This window comes from Streptomyces sp. NBC_01433 (assembly GCF_026340105.1).
GTDB lineage: Bacteria > Actinomycetota > Actinomycetes > Streptomycetales > Streptomycetaceae > Streptomyces.
In genome coordinates this window covers 2,028,104-2,046,046 of record NZ_JAPEPM010000002.1, presented here as the reverse complement: position 1 = coordinate 2,046,046, position 17,943 = coordinate 2,028,104, and the positions used below count along the sequence as shown (strand labels likewise).

At 71.6% G+C, this 17,943-nt stretch carries 13 protein-coding genes; 9 read left to right on the top strand and 4 right to left on the bottom strand.

Annotation, left to right across the window (positions count from 1 at the left end):
* The first annotated feature begins 127 nt into the window (after positions 1 to 127).
* The 7 genes from OG413_RS36445 to OG413_RS36415 all read left to right on the top strand — a co-directional run bounded on the left by OG413_RS36445 (position 128) and on the right by OG413_RS36415 (position 10,509).
* A complete protein-coding gene (locus OG413_RS36445; protein WP_266812996.1) occupies positions 128 to 1,051 on the top strand; it encodes an LLM class F420-dependent oxidoreductase in 924 nt (307 codons plus the stop codon).
* Between the two features lie 138 nt (positions 1,052 to 1,189).
* The gene (gene mmuM, locus OG413_RS36440; protein ID WP_266812994.1) at positions 1,190 to 2,134 is read left to right on the top strand and encodes a homocysteine S-methyltransferase; all 945 of its coding nucleotides are present in this window, start codon (positions 1,190 to 1,192) and stop codon (positions 2,132 to 2,134) included.
* Between the two features lie 138 nt (positions 2,135 to 2,272).
* Positions 2,273 to 3,850 carry a 3' terminal RNA ribose 2'-O-methyltransferase Hen1 gene (locus OG413_RS36435; protein WP_266812992.1) on the top strand — a complete coding sequence of 526 codons (1,578 nt, stop codon included), beginning with the start codon at positions 2,273 to 2,275 and terminating at the stop codon, positions 3,848 to 3,850.
* Complete coding sequence (locus OG413_RS36430; protein ID WP_266812990.1) at positions 3,847 to 6,390, top strand: polynucleotide kinase-phosphatase; 2,544 nt, start codon at positions 3,847 to 3,849, stop codon at positions 6,388 to 6,390. Before OG413_RS36435 ends, OG413_RS36430 begins: the two co-directional genes overlap by 4 nt.
* A gap of 139 nt (positions 6,391 to 6,529) precedes the next feature.
* On the top strand, positions 6,530 to 7,762 hold the full coding sequence (locus tag OG413_RS36425; protein ID WP_266812988.1) for an arginine deiminase: 1,233 nt from the start codon (positions 6,530 to 6,532) through the stop codon (positions 7,760 to 7,762).
* A gap of 91 nt (positions 7,763 to 7,853) precedes the next feature.
* Positions 7,854 to 8,861, top strand: a complete 1,008-nt coding sequence (gene argF / locus OG413_RS36420; RefSeq protein ID WP_266812986.1) for an ornithine carbamoyltransferase — start codon at positions 7,854 to 7,856, stop codon at positions 8,859 to 8,861.
* 190 nt (positions 8,862 to 9,051) lie between these two features.
* Positions 9,052 to 10,509, top strand: coding sequence for an amino acid permease (locus OG413_RS36415; RefSeq protein ID WP_266812984.1), 1,458 nt, complete (start codon positions 9,052 to 9,054; stop codon positions 10,507 to 10,509).
* Here OG413_RS36415 and OG413_RS36410 read toward each other — a convergent pair.
* The gene (locus OG413_RS36410) at positions 10,460 to 10,909 is read right to left on the bottom strand and encodes an ATP-binding protein (RefSeq protein ID WP_266812983.1); all 450 of its coding nucleotides are present in this window, start codon (positions 10,907 to 10,909) and stop codon (positions 10,460 to 10,462) included. The two genes, OG413_RS36415 and OG413_RS36410, sit on opposite strands and share 50 nt — an antisense overlap.
* A gap of 291 nt (positions 10,910 to 11,200) precedes the next feature.
* Between OG413_RS36410 and OG413_RS36405 the strand changes: the two genes are divergently transcribed.
* Together OG413_RS36405 and OG413_RS36400 are read left to right on the top strand one after the other, a co-directional pair.
* Complete coding sequence (locus OG413_RS36405; RefSeq protein WP_073720878.1) at positions 11,201 to 12,028, top strand: enoyl-CoA hydratase family protein; 828 nt, start codon at positions 11,201 to 11,203, stop codon at positions 12,026 to 12,028.
* Complete coding sequence (locus OG413_RS36400) at positions 11,982 to 14,315, top strand: bifunctional salicylyl-CoA 5-hydroxylase/oxidoreductase (protein WP_266812980.1); 2,334 nt, start codon at positions 11,982 to 11,984, stop codon at positions 14,313 to 14,315. Before OG413_RS36405 ends, OG413_RS36400 begins: the two co-directional genes overlap by 47 nt.
* Positions 14,316 to 14,382: 67 nt before the next feature.
* Here OG413_RS36400 and OG413_RS36395 read toward each other — a convergent pair whose 3' ends face one another.
* From OG413_RS36395 to OG413_RS36385, 3 genes are all read right to left on the bottom strand, one after another.
* Complete coding sequence (locus OG413_RS36395) at positions 14,383 to 15,207, bottom strand: GNAT family N-acetyltransferase (protein WP_266812978.1); 825 nt, start codon at positions 15,205 to 15,207, stop codon at positions 14,383 to 14,385.
* Between the two features lie 146 nt (positions 15,208 to 15,353).
* A complete protein-coding gene (locus OG413_RS36390) occupies positions 15,354 to 16,175 on the bottom strand; it encodes a PaaX family transcriptional regulator C-terminal domain-containing protein (protein ID WP_266812977.1) in 822 nt (273 codons plus the stop codon).
* 4 nt (positions 16,176 to 16,179) lie between these two features.
* Entirely contained in the window at positions 16,180 to 17,853 is a 1,674-nt protein-coding gene (locus OG413_RS36385) for an AMP-binding protein (protein WP_266812975.1), read from the bottom strand.
* Between the last annotated feature and the right edge of the window lie 90 nt (positions 17,854 to 17,943).

Below are 17,943 nucleotides of genomic sequence, written 5' to 3'. Positions count from 1 at the left end.
GAGGGGCGGCACTGTGAGGGGGGTCATCCTGGCCGGGTGGAGTGCGCCGGTCGTGAGCCGGGGGCCGGGACGGTTGTGCGCCGGGCCATGAGAGGAGGACCGGCGTCCGACGGGGCAGGATGGATGCATGGATCTTCGAATCTTCACCGAGCCCCAGCAAGGGGCGAGCTACGACACGCTGCTCACCGTCGCCAAGGCCGCCGAGGACCTCGGCTTCGACGCCTTCTACCGCTCGGACCACTATCTCCACATGGGCTCCGGAGACGGGCTGCCCGGTCCGACCGACGCATGGATCACCCTCGCCGGACTGGCGCGTGAGACCAAGCGGATCCGGCTGGGCACGCTGATGACGGCGGGCACGTTCCGACTGCCCGGGGTGCTGGCCATCCAGGTCGCCCAGGTCGACCAGATGTCCGGTGGCCGGGTCGAGCTGGGCCTGGGCGCAGGCTGGTTCGAGGAGGAGCACAAGGCGTACGGCATTCCCTTCCCGAAGGAGAAGTTCGGCCGGCTGGAGGAGCAGCTGGCGATCGTCACCGGCCTGTGGGCGACGGAGACCGGCAAGACCTTCAGCTATGACGGCACGTACTACCAGCTCACCGACTCGCCCGCACTGCCCAAGCCGGCCCAGGCCAAGGTGCCGGTCCTGATCGGCGGGCACGGCGCTACCCGCACCCCGCGGCTGGCCGCGCAGTACGCCGACGAGTTCAACATCCCCTTCGCCTCGCTGGAGGACAGCGAGAAGCAGTTCGGGCGGGTCAGGGAGGCGGCCAGGGCGGCGGGCCGCCGGCCGGAGGACCTGGTGTACTCCAACGCACTGGTGGTCTGCACCGGCAAGGACGACGCGGAAGTAGCGCGACGCGCGTCGGCCATCGGGCGGGACGTGGAGGAGCTGAAGGCGAACGGGCTGGCTGGCTCGCCCGCCGAAGTGGTCGACAAGATCGGTCAGTACGGTGCGATCGGCGCATCCCGCGTCTACCTCCAGGTCCTGGACCTGGACGACCTGGACCACCTGGAACTGATCTCCTCGCAGGTCCAGTCCCAGCTGAACTGAGCCGAGCTGAACTGAGCGCTGAGTTGAGCGCCGAGCCGAACCGAACCGGTTGCCTCGGGCCCGTCCCGATCTCGCCCGTCCCGTCCCGACGTGCCCGTCCCGAGTCGTTCCGGTCCCGGAGAAGAAGGAGTGGTACCTGTGCAGTCCACGCGGTCGGGTGAGAGCCACCCGTCGGCCCGCACTCTCCCGGCCGCCCTCGCCGGGGGGACCGTCCTTCTCGACGGCGGTCTCTCCAACCAACTGGAGGCGCAGGGCTGCGATCTGTCCGACGCCCTGTGGTCGGCCAGGCTGCTGGCCGACGCGCCCGAGCAGATCGAGGCCGCGCACCTGGCGTATGTGCGGGCGGGTGCGCAGGTGCTCATCACCGCCAGCTATCAGGCGACGTTCGAAGGGTTTCGGCGGTACGGGATCGGGCGGGCCCGAGCCGAGGAGCTGCTGGCCCGCAGTGTGCGGCTGGCCGACGCGGCCGGTGACGCGGCTCGGCGGGAGAGTCCCGGGCGGGAGATCTGGGTCGCCGCCTCGGTCGGACCGTACGGGGCCATGCTCGCGGACGGCAGCGAGTACCGGGGGCGCTACGGGCTCTCCGTCCGGGAGCTGGCGGACTTCCATCGTCCCCGGGTGGCCGCGCTGGCCGCCGCCGGACCCGATGTACTGGCCCTGGAGACGGTGCCGGACCTGGACGAGGCCGAGGCGCTGCTGCGGGTGACCGAGGAGTACGGGCTGCCGGTGTGGCTCTCGTACAGCGTCGAGGGTGACCGGACCCGGGCCGGGCAGCCGCTCCAGGAGGCGTTCGCGCTCGCCGCGGGGCGGGACCAGGTGGTGGCGGTCGGGGTCAACTGCTGCGATCCGGGGGATGTGGAGCGGGCGGTCGAGATCGCGGCGGCGGTGACGGGCAAGCCGGTGGTCGCGTATCCCAACAGCGGGGAGCGATGGGATGCCGGGGGCCGTGGCTGGATGGGGGAGAGCACCTTCGACCCGGAGCGGGTGCGGTCCTGGACCACGGCCGGGGCCCGGCTGGTCGGTGGCTGCTGCCGGGTGGGGCCCGACCGCATCGCCGAGCTGGCCGGCCTGCTGGAGCGGTGACGGCACCTACCGGAGGAACGACCGATCGGAGGAAGCACCGATCGGAGGAGAGGCCGTACGCGCCGCAGTGGTGAACGGCCTTGCCGGGGCGGGGAAATTGCCTGGTGGGGCACGGAGGAGAGGACCATACTCGGACAGGTGTTCCTGACAATCAGTACGACCGGCACCCCGGAACGACCCGCCACCGACCTCGGCTTCCTGCTGCACAAGCATCCCGACAAGGCGCAGTCGTTCTCCACCTCGTACGGCACCGCGCACGTCTTCTACCCCGAGGCGTCCGCCGAGCGCTGCACGGCCGCGCTGTTGCTGGAGGTGGACCCGGTGGCGCTGGTGCGGCGCGGAAAGGGCAAGGGCCGGGGCGGCGCGCCCGACGCGGCGCTCGCGCAGTACGTCAACGACCGCCCCTACGCGGCGTCCTCACTCCTGTCCGTGGCCATGTCCACGGTCTTCAAGTCCGCCCTGAGCGGGGCCTGCCGGGCCATGCCCGCGCGGGCCGAGGCGCCCCTGCCGCTGCGCGTCGAGGTGCCCGCCCTGCCCGCGCGCGGCGGTGCGGAGCTGGTCCACAAGCTCTTCGGGCCGCTCGGCTGGACGACGGTGGACGCCGTGGCCGTACCGCTGGACGAGGAGTTCCCCCAGTGGGGCGACTCGCGCTACGTACGGCTCGTGCTGGAGGGAGAGCTGCGGCTCTCGGACGCGCTGCGCCAGCTGTACGTCCTGCTGCCGGTGCTCGACGACGCCAAGCACTACTGGGTCGCCCCGGACGAGGTGGACAAGCTGCTGCGGGCCGGTGCGGGCTGGCTGGCCGACCACCCCGAGCGGCACCTGATCACCAGCCGCTATCTGGCCCGTCGCTGGAACCTGACCCGCCAGGCCGCACAGGCACTCGAACTGGTGCGGCTGGCCGAGTCGGACGACCTCGACGTGGACAACGTCGACAACGCGGTGGACGAGACCACGGACACCGAGGAGAAGCCGGTGCCGCTCGCCGCACAGCGGCGTACGGCGATCCTCGAAGCGCTGCGCACGGCGGGGGCGAGCCGGGTGCTCGACCTGGGCTGCGGTCAGGGCCAGTTGGTGCAGGCGCTGCTCAAGGACACGCGCTTCACGGAGATCGTCGGCGTCGATGTGTCGATGCGCGCCCTCACCATCGCCTCGCGACGGCTGAAACTGGACAGGATGGGGGAGCGGCAGTCCGACCGGGTCACCCTCCGGCAGGGCTCGCTGACCTACACCGACAAGCGGCTCCGGGGCTATGACGCGGCGGTGCTCAGTGAGGTCATCGAGCACCTGGATCTGCCTCGGCTGCCCGCGCTGGAGTACGCGGTGTTCGGCTCGGCCCGCCCCCGGACCGTCCTGGTGACCACGCCGAACGTCGAGTACAACGTCCGCTGGGACACCCTCCCGGCCGGGCACGTACGTCATGGCGACCACCGTTTCGAGTGGACCAGGGCCGAATTCCGGGACTGGGCCGAGAAGGTCGCCCGGCGGCACGGCTACACGGTCGCGTTCGCGCCCGTCGGGCCCGACGACCCCGAGGTCGGTCCGCCCACGCAGCTGGCCGTCTTCACGACGACCGCGACCGACGGCAACAAGACCGACGGCAACAAGACCGGCAGCAGCGAGTCCGAGAACGACGAGACCGGCAGCGGCGAGACCGAGAACAACGAGACCGAGCGCATCAGCAGCGACAACAAGAAGGAGGCGGAAGCCGCATGACCAGCACCTCTCGCACCCTGCCGGTGACCGACCTCTCCCTCGTCGTCCTCATCGGCCCCAGTGGCTCCGGCAAGTCCACCTTCGCCCGCAAGCACTTCAAGCCCACCGAGATCATCTCCTCGGACTTCTGCCGCGGCCTCGTCGCCGACGACGAGAACGACCAGAGCGCCAGCCGCGACGCCTTCGAGGTGCTGCACTTCATCGCGGGCAAGCGCCTCGCGGCGGGGAGGCTGACCGTCATCGACGCCACCAGCGTCCAGCCGGAGAGCCGCAAGCAGCTCGTGCAGCTGGCCCGGGAGCACGACGTCCTGCCCATCGCCATCGTGCTCGACCTCCCCGAAGAGGTCTGCGTCGCGCGCAACGCGGACCGGCCCGACCGCGCCGACATGCCCCGGCACGTCATCCAGCGCCACCGCCGCGAGCTGCGGCGTTCGCTGCGCGGCCTGGAGCGCGAGGGCTTCCGCAAGGTGCACATCCTGCGCGGCGAGGAGGAGGCCGAGCACGCCGAGGTGGTGCTGGAGCGCCGCTACAACGACCTGCGCCACCTCACCGGCCCCTTCGACATCATCGGTGACATCCACGGCTGCCGCTCCGAGCTGGACACCCTGCTCGGCAAGCTCGGTTACGTCGACGGCGCGCACCCCGAAGGCCGTACGGCGGTCTTCGTCGGTGACCTCGTCGACCGGGGACCCGACAGCCCCGGTGTGCTGCGCCGCGTCATGTCCATGGTGTCGGCCGGCCAGGCCCTCTGCGTACCGGGCAACCATGAGAACAAGCTCGGCCGTTACCTCAAGGGCCGGGCCGTCCAGCACACCCACGGTCTCGCCGAGACCATCGAGCAGCTCGACCGCGAGGACGCCGAGCACCCGGAATTCCGGGAACAGGTCAGGGAGTTCATCGACGGGCTCGTCAGCCACTACGTCCTGGACGGGGGCAAGCTCGTCGTCTGCCACGCCGGGCTGCCCGAGAAGTACCACGGGCGCACCTCCGGGCGGGTCCGCTCGCACGCGCTGTACGGGGAAACCACCGGCGAGACCGATGAGTTCGGCCTGCCCGTGCGCTACCCGTGGGCGGAGGACTACCGGGGCCGGGCCACCGTGGTCTACGGCCACACCCCCGTGCCCAGCACCTCCTGGATCAACAACACCATCTGCCTGGACACCGGTGCCGTCTTCGGCGGACGGATGACCGCGCTGCGCTGGCCCGAGCGCGAACTGGTCGACGTACCGGCCGAGAAGGTCTGGTACGAGCCGGTCAAGCCGCTCACCACACAGGCGCCCGGCGGCCGGGAGGGCCGCCCGCTGGACCTCGCCGATGTGCAGGGCCGCCGGACCGTGGAGACCCGGCACATGGCCCGCGTCTCCGTGCGCGAGGAGAACGCGGCGGCCGCGCTGGAGGTCATGAGCCGGTTCGCCGTCGACCCGCGCCTGCTCGGCTACCTCCCGCCGACCATGGCGCCGACCGCCACCTCCCACGAGGAGGGCTATCTGGAGCACCCGGCCGAGGCGTTCGCCCAGTACCGGGCGGACGGCGTCGCCAAGGTCGTGTGCGAGGAGAAGCACATGGGCTCCCGGGCCGTGGCCCTGGTCTGCCGCGACGCCGAAGCCGCACGGGAACGGTTCGGCGTCGACGGCCCGACCGGTGCGCTGTACACCCGTACCGGACGGCCGTTCCTGGACGACGAGGCGCTCACCGAGACGGTTCTCGGCCGGCTGCGCGATGCCGTGACCGCCGCCGGGCTCTGGGCGGAGTGGGAGACCGACTGGGTGCTGCTCGACGCCGAGCTGATGCCGTGGTCGTTCAAGGCCGCCGGGCTGCTGCGCTCGCAGTACGCCGCCGTCGGCGCCGCGTCCGGTGCCGTCCTCCCCGGCGCGCTGGCCGCCCTGGACGCCGCGGCGGGACGCGGCATCGACGTCGCGGACCTCGCCGGGCGGCAGCGCGGACGCGCCGAGGACGCGGCCGCGTTCACCCGGGCGTACCGGCGCTACTGCTGGGGCACCGAGGGACTGGACGGGGTGCGCCTCGCGCCGTTCCAGATCCTGGCCGTGCAGGGCCGCTCGCTCGCCTCCGTACCGCACGACGAGCAGCTGGCCTGGCTGGACCGGCTGGTCGAGCACGACCCGACCGGGCTGCTCCAGGTCACCCGCCGGCTCGTCGTCGACACCGGCGACGACGCCTCGGTCCGCTCCGGCATCGACTGGTGGCTGGAGATGACCGGGCGCGGTGGCGAGGGCATGGTCGTCAAGCCGCTCGGCGCGCTCGTCCGGGACGGGAAGAACCGCCTCGTGCAGCCCGGCGTCAAGGTGCGGGGCAGGGAGTATCTCCGGATCATCTACGGCCCCGAGTACACCCGACCGGAGAATCTGGAGCGGCTGCGCTCCCGTTTCCTCGGCCACAAGCGGTCGCTGGCGCTGCGGGAGTACGCCCTGGGCCTGGAGGCCCTGGACCGGCTGGCCGACGGCGAGCCGCTGTGGCGGGTGCACGAGGCGGTCTTCGCGGTTCTCGCCCTGGAGTCGGAACCGGTGGACCCCCGCCTCTAGACGCGCCTCCAGACGCGCCTCTGGACCCCCCTCCGGACTGCCTCCGGACGCGTTCCTGAAGCCGGGGTGTCGGCCCGGCTTCAGGAACGCGTTGGCGATTCGCCGGGTGAACCGCGCTCCGCGCGGTGAGGATGGAGGCATGGGATTCCACGTCGACTCCGAGGCCGGGCGGCTGCGCCGCGTCATACTGCACCGCCCCGATCTGGAGCTGAAGCGGCTCACCCCCAGCAACAAGAAGGCACTGCTCTTCGACGATGTGCTGTGGGTGCGCCGAGCCAGGCAGGAGCACGACGGGTTCGCCGATGTGCTGCGCGAGCGCGGGGTGGCGGTGCATCTGTTCGGCGATCTGCTCCAGGAGTCCCTGGACATTCCGGCGGCCCGGCGGCTCGTCCTCGACCGGGTCTTCGACGAGAAGGAGTACGGCCCGCTCGCCACCGAGCATCTGCGGGCCGCCTTCGAGGAGCTGTCCTCCGCCGAGCTGGCCGAGGCGCTGGTCGGCGGGATGACCAAGCGGGAGTTCCTGGCGCGGCACAGCGAGCCGACCTCCGTCCGCTTCCACGTCATGGATCTGGACGACTTCCTGCTCGGCCCGCTGCCCAACCATCTCTTCACCCGTGACACCTCGGCCTGGATCTACGACGGGGTGTCCATCAACGCGATGCGCTGGCCGGCCCGGCAGCGCGAGACCGTCCACTTCGAGGCGATCTACCGCCACCACCCGCTCTTCACCGGTCCCGAGGCGGGCGCCTTCCACCACTGGTCGGAAGGGCAGGACGACTACCCCTCCACGATCGAGGGCGGCGACGTGCTGGTCATCGGCCGCGGCGCCGTACTGATCGGGATGAGCGAGCGCACGACACCGCAGGCCGTGGAGATGCTGGCCCGGGGACTCTTCGACGCCGGGTCCGCGCGGACGATCGTGGCGCTCGACATGCCCAAGCGCCGCGCGTTCATGCACCTGGACACGGTGATGACGATGGTCGACGGCGACACGTTCACCCAGTACGCGGGGCTCGGGATGCTCCGCTCGTACACGATCGAGCCCGGCGCCGGCCCCCGTGAGCTGAAGGTCACCGATCATCCGCCCGAGCACATGCACCGGGCCATCGCCGCCGCGCTGGGCCTCGACTCGATCAGGGTCCTTACCGCCACCCAGGACGTCCACGCGGCCGAGCGCGAGCAGTGGGACGACGGCTGCAATGTGCTGGCCGTCGAGCCGGGCGTCGTCGTCGCGTACGAGCGCAACGCCACCACCAACACCCATCTGCGCAAGCAGGGCATCGAGGTCATCGAGATCCGCGGCAGCGAACTGGGCCGGGGGCGGGGCGGCCCGCGCTGTATGAGCTGCCCGGTGGAACGGGATCCTGTATAGCGATGCAATGCGTCGTATAGACTTCCAGGGTTACTCAGACTTCCAGGATTTCCGTACGACGCGATCCTCGCCCGACCCAGGAGCAGTCATCATGGCCATAGATCTCGCAGGCCGCCACTTCCTCAAGGAGCTGGACTTCACGGCCGAGGAGTTCCGCGGCCTGATTTCCCTGGCCGCCGAGCTCAAGGCGGCCAAGAAGGCGGGCGACGAGGTCCAGCGGCTGCGGGGCAAGAACATCGCGCTGATCTTCGAGAAGACCTCCACCCGCACCCGCTGCGCCTTCGAGGTCGCCGCCGCGGATCAGGGCGCGTCCACCACGTACCTCGACCCCTCCGGTTCGCAGATGGGGCACAAGGAGTCGACGAAGGACACCGCCCGCGTCCTCGGCCGGATGTTCGACGGCATCGAGTACCGGGGTGACAGCCAGCAGACCGTCGAGGACCTGGCCGCCCACGGCGGCGTCCCCGTCTTCAACGGGCTCACCGACGACTGGCACCCCACGCAGATGCTCGCCGATGTGCTCACGATGACCGAGCACAGCGACAAGCCGCTGGACCGGATCACGTTCGCCTACCTCGGTGACGCCCGCCTCAACATGGGCAACTCCTACCTGATCACCGGTGCGCTGCTCGGCATGGACGTGCGGATCGTGGCCCCCGAGGCCTACTGGCCGAACGCGGACATCGTCGCCCGCGCGCGGGAGCTGGCCGGGGAGAGCGGTGCTTCGGTCACCCTCACCGAGGACATCACCGAGGGCGTCCAGGGGTGCGACTTCATCGCCACCGACGTCTGGGTCTCCATGGGGGAGCCCAAGGAGGTCTGGGCGGAGCGCATCGCGGCCCTCTGGCCGTACGCCGTGACCATGGACGTCCTGCGGTCCACCGGCAATGCCGACGTGAAGTTCCTGCACTGCCTCCCGGCCTTCCACGACCTCGGCACCAAGGTCGGCCGGGAGATCCACGCCGCCCACGGGCTGAGCGAGCTGGAGGTCAGCGACGAGGTCTTCGAGTCCGCGCACTCGGTCGTGTTCGACGAGGCGGAGAACCGGATGCACACGATCAAGGCCGTTCTGGTGGCCACGCTCTCGGGCGGCCGGTAGACGCGCACCGCATGGCCATGCGCCCGATTGGGTGAATATGCGCAGGGGTGGCTACGATGTCGCCGCTTGGTGGGGTTCGAGCTCGCACGCTCGGACCCCATTGCCATGTGCCGCACCGGAGTCCCCACGGCTCCGCGCACGGGCTCCCCCCACACGCGTCACCTGCACCACCAGAGAAGAGACACCCCGCATGAGTTCCGGTCTGCGCCGTAAAAGCCCCGATCAGCTGGTAGCCGAGTCCGGCGCCGACCTGGAGGGGAACGGCCTCAGTCGCACCATGGGCCTGTTCCAGCTGGTCTGCTTCGGGGTCGGCGCCATCGTCGGTACCGGCATCTTCGTCGGGCTCTCCGACAGCGTCTCCAAGGCCGGACCGGCCGTCGTGCTGTCCTTCGTCCTCGCCGCCGTCACCTGCATCTTCACCGCCTTCTCCTTCGCCGAGCTGGGCGGCGCCATCCCGGTCTCCGGCAGCTCGTACTCCTTCGCCTACGCCGCTCTGGGCGAGCGCACCGCGTTCCTGGTCGGCTGGTGCCTGCTGCTGGAGTACGGCGTCTCGGTCTCCGCCGTCGCGGTCGGCTGGAGCCAGTACGTCAACGAACTGCTCAACAGCCTCATCGGCTGGGAACTGCCCGCCGTACTGTCCTCAGGACCCGGCGACGGCGGTGCGGTCAATCTGCCCGCGATCGTGGTGATCATGATGGCCGCCACCCTGCTGGTGCGCGGCGTCCGGGAGAGCGCCACCGCGACGGCGGCGATGGCGGTCCTCAAGATCGGCATCCTGGCCGCCTTCTGCGCGATCGCCTTCAGCGCGTTCGAGGACGGGAACCTCACGCCGTTCGCGGGCGAGGGCCTGGGCGGGATCACCGCCGGCGCGTCGCTGGCGTTCTTCTCGTACATCGGTTTCGACGCCATCACCACTGCGGGCGAGGAGGTCAAGAACCCCCGCCGGAACATCCCGATCGCCATCATGATCTGCATCGGTGTCGTGACCCTGCTCTACTGCGCGGTGGCGGTCTCGGCCATCGGCGCGCTGGGCGCCGACGCGGTCTCCGACCAGCCGGCCGCGCTCTCGCTGATCGTCAACCAGGTCACCGATTCCACCGTGGGCGGCGGGATCATCGCCTTCGGCGCGGTCGTCGCGATCGCGTCCGTGGTGCTCGCGGTCATGTACGGGCAGACCCGCGTCCTGATGTCGATGTCCCGTGACGGGCTGATCCCGCGCGTCTTCGAACGCGTCTCGCCCAGGACCCGTACCCCCGTCGCCAACACCTGGATCGTGGCCACCGTCTTCGCGGTCCCGGCGGCCTTCTCTTCGCTGGACGTCGTCGTGAACCTGACGACCATCGGCACGCTGGCCACCATGGTCGCGGTGAATGTCGCGGTCGTGGTGCTCCGTCGGCGCGAGCCGGAGCTGAAGCGCAGCTTCCGGGTGCCGCTCCACCCCGTGAGCCCCGTGCTGGGCGTCGCCTTCTGCCTGTATCTGATGTACGGGACGGGCTGGCGGACCTGGGCGCAGTTCGCGGTCTTCCTGGCGGCCGGTTCGCTGCTGTACGCCTGCTACGGGCGCAGCCGCTCGCGGCTGGCCGGCTCAGGAGCGACGGTCAGCTCAGGGGCGACGGGCCCGGCTGGGCCGGCAGCCCCGGGAGGGTGAACCAGACCGCCTTGCCGTGCTCCGTGGTGCGGTGACCGCAGGCGGAGCTGAGGGTGCGGATCAGGAGCAGGCCGCGGCCGTGTTCCTGCCACGGGTCGGGCTCGGAGCCGGGCCGCGGACGGGACAGGTCGCCCGGCGGGGCCGGGTCGCGGTCGTGGACCTCGACCTGGCAGCCGCTCGGCAGGAGCTCCACCACCAGCTCGATCGGGTCGTGGCCGCGGGTGTGCTCGACGGCGTTGGCGACGAGCTCGGCGGTGAGGAGTTCGGCGGTGTCGCTGTCGGCCGGGGCGTCGATGTCCGACAGCGCGGTGCGGATGAGGGCGCGGGCGATCGGTACGGCGGCCGTGGAGTGCGGCAGGGTGATGCGCCAGGAGGCGGGGACTGGGACGTCGGGCGGCACGGCAGGTTTCCGTTTCGGGAGCGTGACTTCCTCGGAGCGGTACTTCTCGGGCCCGGACGTCCCGGGCCCGGATGTCCCGGAGCGAGACTTCCTGTTTTCAACCTTACGAACCGAAAGGGCAAGGACATAGGGGCGGTCGACCGGTACAAACGGGACCTTCGGCACCAACAGTCTCATGGCCGGGGTATTGCGTGCTCGTGACGGTAGTCACGTACGGATGATAGTTTCGAAGACGGAACGAGACCCGCGCAGTGCCATCCAGCAGCCCGACGGCTGAAGGGGACCGCCGCCATGAGCCCTTTTCCCAGCTCCGCCCCACGCACGGAGGACTGGCGCCATCTGCGGCTGACCAGACACGACGGTGTGGCCACCGTCACTCTCGCCCGGCCGGAAAAACTCAACGCGCTCACCTTCGGTGCCTACGCCGATCTGCGTGACCTCCTCGCCGAACTGTCCACGGAACGCTCCGTGCGCGCCCTCGTGCTCGCCGGTGAGGGGCGCGGGTTCTGCTCCGGCGGCGATGTCGACGAGATCATCGGCGCCACCCTCGCGATGGACACCGCGCAGCTCCTCGACTTCAACAGGATGACCGGACAGGTCGTACGGGCCCTGCGCGAGTGCCCCTTCCCGGTCGTCGCGGCCGTGCACGGGGTCGCCGCGGGCGCCGGTGCCGTCCTGGCGCTGGCCGCCGACTTCCGGATCGCCGACCCGTCCGCCCGCTTCGCCTTCCTTTTCACCCGCGTGGGCCTCTCCGGCGGCGACATGGGTGCCGCCTACCTGCTGCCGCGCGTCGTCGGCCTCGGCCACGCCACCCGGCTGCTGATGCTCGGCGAAGCGGTCCGCGCACCCGAAGCGGAACGTATCGGACTGATCAGCGAACTGGCCGAGGAGGGGCAGGCCGACGCGCGCGCGGCGGCCCTCGCCCGCCGCCTCGCCGACGGACCCGCCCTCGCGCTCGCCCAGACCAAGGCCCTGCTCACCGCCGAACTCGACATGCCGCTGGCCGCCGCCGTCGAAATGGACGCCGCGACCCAGGCCCTGCTGATGCACGGCGAGGACTACGCCGAATTCCATGCCGCCTTCACCGAGAAGCGGCCGCCGAAGTGGCAGGGGCGGTAGCGCCGTGGCGGCCGCCGTCCGGCGGATCGCGGTCATCGGTGGCGGGCCCGGCGGGCTCTACGCCGCGGCCCTCCTCAAACGGCTCGACCCGCGACGCGACATCACCGTCTGGGAACGCAACGCCCCCGACGACACCTTCGGCTTCGGCGTCGTCCTCTCCGACGAGACCCTCGGCGGCATCGAGCACGCCGACCCCGCGGTGTACCGGGACCTGAGCGAGGAATTCGTCCGCTGGGACACCATCGACATCGTCCACCGGGGCCGCACCCACACCTCGGGCGGCCACGGCTTCGCGGCACTGGGCCGACGCCGCCTCCTGGAGATCCTGCACGCCCGCTGCGCGTCCCTCGGCGTGCGCCTCCGCTTCCGCACCCAGGCGCCGCCCGCCGCCGAACTCGCCACCCGCTACGACCTGGTCATCGCCGCCGACGGGGTGCACAGCGCCACCCGCGAGGCCGGCGCCGACGCCTTCGGCCCGCACCTCACCACGCACCGCAACCGCTACATCTGGCTCGCCGCCGACTTCGCCCTGGACGCCTTCCGCTTCGAGATCGCCGAGACCGAGCACGGCGTGCAGCAACTGCACGCCTACCCCTTCTCGGCCGACGCCTCCACCGCCATCGTCGAGATGCGCGAAGAGGTCTGGCGGGCCGCCGGACTCGACACGGCCGACCCCGCCGAGTCCACCGCACACTGCGCCAAGACCTTCGCCGACGCCCTGGACGGCAGGCCCCTGCGTACCAACAACTCCTCCTGGCTCACCTTCCGTACCGTCGTCAACAGCCGCTGGTCGCACGGCAACACGGTCCTCATCGGGGACGCCGCCCACACCGCGCACTTCTCCATCGGCTCCGGCACCAAACTGGCCGTCGAGGACGCCCTCGCGCTCGCCGCCTGCATCGAGGAACAGCCCGACCTGCCCACCGCCCTGGCCGCGTACGAGACCGAGCGCCGCCCCGTCGTCGCCTCCACCCAGCGCGCCGCCGCGGCCAGCCTGCGCTGGTTCGAGGAGCTGGCCACCTATGTGGACCAACCGCCCCGCCGCTTCGCGTTCAACCTGCTCACCCGCAGCCGCCGCGTCACCCACGACAACCTGCGGCTGCGCGACGCCTCGTTCACCGCGGCCGTCGAGGAGGAGTTCGGCTGCCCGCCCGGCACCCCGCCGATGTTCACCCCGCTGCGGCTGCGCGGCCTCGAACTGCGCAACCGCGTCGTCGTCTCGCCCATGGACATGTACTCCGCCGTCGACGGCGTCCCCGGCGACTTCCACCTCGTCCACCTGGGCGCACGCGCGCTCGGCGGCGCCGGACTCACCATGACCGAGATGGTGTGCGTCAGCCCCGAGGGCCGGATCACCCCCGGCTGCGCCGGTCTCTACACCGACGAACAGGCCACCGCCTGGACCCGGATCACCGACTTCGTGCACACCTCCGCGCCCGGCGCCGCGATCGGAGTCCAGCTCGGTCACTCCGGCCGCAAGGGCTCCACGAAGCTCATGTGGGAGGGCATCGACCAGCCGCTCGACGAGGGCAACTGGCCGGTCTCCGCCGCCTCCCCGATCCCGTACGCACCGGGCGTCAACCAGACCCCCCGGGCCCTGGACCGGGCCGGACTCGACGCGATCCGCGAACAGTTCACCGCCGCCGCCCGGCGCGCCGCCCACTGCGGGTTCGACCTCCTCGAACTCCACTGCGCGCACGGCTATCTGCTCTCCGGGTTCCTCTCCCCGCTCACCAACCACCGCACCGACGCCTACGGCGGGCCGACCGAGAACCGGCTCCGCTTCCCCCTGGAGGTCTTCGACGCGGTCCGCGCCGTCTGGCCGGACGACCGGCCCATGACCGTCCGGATCTCCGCCACCGACTGGGCCGAGGGCGGCACCAGCACCGAGGACGCCCTCACCGTCGCCCGCGCCTTCGCCGTACACGGCGCCGACGCCATCGACGTCTCCACCGGCCAGGTCGTCTCCGGCGAACGCCCCGAGTTCGGCCGCTCCTACCAGACCCCGTACGCCGACCGCATCCGCAACACCGTGGACGTGCCCGTCATCGCGGTCGGCGCCATCTCCTCCTGGGACGACGTCAACTCGCTGCTGCTCGCGGGCCGCGCCGACCTCTGCGCGCTGGCCCGCCCGCATCTGTACGACCCGCACTGGACGCTGCACGCCGCCGCCGACCAGGGCTACAGCGGTACGGGCGCGCCCTGGCCCCTCCCGTACCGTGCGGGCAGCCGGCCCCCGCCGACCGGCCGCACGGACGCACCGAAGCCGAGGCTCACGCTGGACTGACCCGGCGCCGTCCCCTGCTCCCGTCCCCGGCCCCGTCCCCTCGTCGGCGGCCCGGCGGCGGCCCCGTTCAACGCCGCTCCTCCGCACTGATCAACAGCCGGTCCGACACCGGCTCGAACCCGATGCGCCGGTACACCCCGTTGCTCGTCGGATTCGCCAGGTTCGTGAACAGCAGGACCTCCGCCGCGCCCGCCGCCCGCGCCGCCCGGCCGACCTCGGCCGTCACCGCGGCCGCGTAACCGCGACCCCGGTGTTCCGCCGGGGTGTACACCGCCGCCACCCGGACCGCACCCGCGATCAGCGGCGAGATACCCGCCATCGACACCGGGACGCCGTCTTTCTCCCAGAGGGTCAGCCCGCCGTCCGCCGTCCGCTCGTCCACGAGCCGCTCGGCATGGGTGCCCGGCTGACCGACCTGCTCCGCGAACGCCAGATGCCAGGCCACGAGCAGGTCCCGGTCGGCGGCGGTGGCCGCCCTGGCCCGGCCCGGCGGCGCGGGTGACGGCGGGACCAACTCGCCCAGCCGGTAAAGCCGCTGCTCCATGTCGACCCGGTGGCCCGGCCACCCGGCGGCCAGGGCCTCGGCACTCGCCCGGTCCGCGTTGATGCTCGTCGGGCCCAGGGCGTCGGCCAGCGGACCGATCGCCTCCGGTGCCACCCGGCCCAGCATCGGCGGGTACGGCGGCGTCCACACCAGCGTCCCCGCCACCTCATCGTCCGCCCCGCGCCACCAGCCGAGCACCGGGTCCCCCTCGCCGTAGGCCTGCGGGCCCCGGCGCCGCAGCGTCGCCGTGACGGTCAGCACCAGGTTGTTGTCGGCGGGGTGCGCGGACAGCGAAGCACCGGCCGCGTCCAGGAACGCGTCTACGTCATCCGTGAAGGTCCAGGTCATGCCTCATCCTGCCGGGCACGCGGACCGCGCGGCACCCGGATTTCGCGCGGCGGCGGGCCAACCGCCCGCACGCCCCTCGGATCACCGGCATGTACGCCCATCGGGTCACCGCCCACCGCCCGTACGCCCCGCCTCGGGGCGCCGGATCACCGCCGTACGAACAACTCCCCGGAGTCCCGCAGCCGCTCGTGCAGCAGCCCGAAGACCTCCGCCGAGCGGCCCCCCGGCCACTCCTTCGGCAACAGCTCCTCCGGCAGCCCCGGGTCCGCGTACGGCAGCCGACGCCACGAGTCCAGCGCCGGAAGATAGTCGCGGTACGCCTCCCGCGGATCAGGCGCGCCGGTCTCCCGCGACCGGTCCTCCCAGGCGCGTAGCACCGGTTCGTGCCGCTGGAGGAAGTCCACGTGGAGCCGGGCGACGGCGTCCAGGTCCCACCAGCGCGCCACCGACTCCCGCGTCACGGCGAAACCGAGGTGTTCCCCGCGGAACAGCTCCACATACGGGGCGAGTTCCAGCCGTTCCAGGGTGTGCCGGGTCTCCTCGTACAGCGCGGCCGGCGCGATCCACACCCCCGGCGCCACCGTGCCGAAGCCCAGCCGGGACAGCCGCGAGCGCAGCAAGTGCCGCTTGTGGCGCTCCGCTTCGGGTACGGAGAACACCGCGAGCACCCAGCCGTCGGCGAGCCGGGGTGCCGGATGCCGGTAGATCCGCCGGTCACCGTCGTCCAGCAGCTGGCGGGCGTCGGCCGACAGCGCGTATCCGGCCGCGCCCCCGGCCGTACGGGCCGGGACCAGCAGCTCGCGGCGTTTGAGCCGGGACACGGAGGAGCGTACGGACGGGGCGTCGACCCCGACGGCGTCCAGCAGCCGGATCAGCTCGGCCACCGGCAGCGGGGCATTGCCCAGGGCGCGACCGTAGGCACCGTAGAGGGTGACGATCAGGGAACGGGGGGTGTGCAGCTCGGCCACGTGATCACTCTAGGGCCCGGGAGCCGGGCGGGGCGGACCCGTCGCGCAGCCGGAACCGCTGGAGCTTGCCGGTCGCGGTGCGCGGCAGGGCCGCCGCGAACGAGAAGACGCGCGGGCACTTGTGCGGGGCCAGCGTGCCCTTCATATAGGCGCGCAGGGAGTCCGCCGACAGCGTGGAACCCTCCCGCAGGACCACGTGCGCCACCACGATCTGGCCGCGCAGGGCGTCGTCCCGGCCCACCACGGCGGCCTCCGTCACCTCCGGATGGCGCAGCAGGGCCTCCTCCACCTCGGGGCCCGCGATGTTGTAGCCGGAGGAGATGATCATGTCGTCGGCGCGGGCGATGTAGCGGAAGTAGCCGTCCGGGTCGCGGACATAGGTGTCGCCGGTCATGTTCCAGCCGTCGCGCACGTACTGCGTCTGCCGGGGGTCCGCGAGATAGCGGCAGCCGACGGGGCCGCGGACGGCGAGCAGGCCCGGTTCGCCGTCGGGCAGTTCCTCGCCGTCCTGGTCGACCACGCGCGCCTGCCAGCCCGGTACCGGGACCCCGGTGGTGCCGGGGCGGATGGCCTCGTCGGCGGCCGAGATGAAGATGTGCAGCAGTTCGGTGGCCCCGATGCCGTTGATGATGCGCAGCCCGGTCCGCTCGTACCAGGACTGCCAGGTGCCGGCGGGCAGGTTCTCCCCGGCCGACACACAGCGGCGCAGCGCGGACAGGTCGTGGCCGTCGAGCCGGTCGAGCATCGTGCGGTACGCGGTCGGCGCGGTGAACAGCACGGAGACCCGGTGCCGGGCGAGCGCGGGCAGCAGCTGTCCGGGGCCCGACTGCTCCAGCAGCAGCGACGAGGCCCCCACCCGCAGCGGAAAGATCACCAGCCCGCCGAGTCCGAAGGTGAAGCCCAGCGGCGGGCTTCCGGCGAACACGTCGTCGGCGACGGGGCGCAGCACATGGCGGGAGAAGGTGTCCGCGACGGCCAGGACATCGCGGTGGAAGTGCATACAGCCCTTGGGCCGCCCGGTGGTCCCCGAGGTGAACGCGATCAGCGCGACATCGTCGGCGGCGGTGTCCACCGGCTCGTACGGGCCGGGGCGGGCCTCGGCGAGACGGGTCAGATCATCCGGCGCGTCCCCTCCGTACAGAGTGATCCGCACCTCCGTGACCTGTGCCTTCAGCAGATCGTCGGCGGACCGCGCATCGCACAGCGCGTGGCTCACCCCGGCCAGTGCGCAGATGGTGGCCAGCTCCTGGGAACGGGCCTGCGCCAGTACGGTGACGGCGACAGCGCCCGCCTTCATCACCGCGAGCCAGCAGGCGGCCAGCCAGGGCGTGGTGGGGCCGCGCAGCAGCACCCGGTTGCCGGGGAGGACGCCCAGATCGCTGGTCAGGACATGGGCGATCCGGTCCACCCGGTCCCGCAGTTCGCCGTAGCTCCAGACCGTGCCGTCGCCGGTGCGGAAGGCGGGGCGGTCGGGGCCCAGATGGCCGATGGTGGCGTCGAGCAGCTCGTACCCGCAGTTCAGCCGGTCGGGGTAGCTCAGCTCGTTGCGGTCGAAGACCAACTCGGGCCACTGGTCGGGCGGCGGGAGATGGTCGCGGGAAAAGGTGTCGGTGTGCCCGCTCGCGGCGCGGGCGCGGGAAGTGGACACATGCGTACTCGGCGAGGAATTCGGCTCCATCGAGGATCGCCCCCTTGTCGCTTCTGGAGCGTATCGTTTGAGTGACGGTAGTCAACGGTCCGCGATAAGACGTGACAAGAGAGGCGCCGG

Bases quoted from the DNA above. Each gene is read 5' to 3' on its own strand.
- OG413_RS36445 (WP_266812996.1), top strand. From the start codon at position 128: ATGGATCTTCGAATCTTCACCGAGCCCCAGCAAGGGGCGAGCTACGAC.
- OG413_RS36430 (WP_266812990.1), top strand. From the start codon at position 3,847: ATGACCAGCACCTCTCGCACCCTGCCGGTGACCGACCTCTCCCTCGTC.
- OG413_RS36425 (WP_266812988.1), top strand. From the start codon at position 6,530: ATGGGATTCCACGTCGACTCCGAGGCCGGGCGGCTGCGCCGCGTCATA.
- argF (WP_266812986.1), top strand. From the start codon at position 7,854: ATGGCCATAGATCTCGCAGGCCGCCACTTCCTCAAGGAGCTGGACTTC.
- OG413_RS36415 (WP_266812984.1), top strand. From the start codon at position 9,052: ATGAGTTCCGGTCTGCGCCGTAAAAGCCCCGATCAGCTGGTAGCCGAG.
- OG413_RS36405 (WP_073720878.1), top strand. From the start codon at position 11,201: ATGAGCCCTTTTCCCAGCTCCGCCCCACGCACGGAGGACTGGCGCCAT.
- OG413_RS36400 (WP_266812980.1), top strand. From the start codon at position 11,982: ATGCCGCCTTCACCGAGAAGCGGCCGCCGAAGTGGCAGGGGCGGTAGC.
- OG413_RS36395 (WP_266812978.1), bottom strand. From the start codon at position 15,207: ATGACCTGGACCTTCACGGATGACGTAGACGCGTTCCTGGACGCGGCC.
- OG413_RS36385 (WP_266812975.1), bottom strand. From the start codon at position 17,853: ATGGAGCCGAATTCCTCGCCGAGTACGCATGTGTCCACTTCCCGCGCC.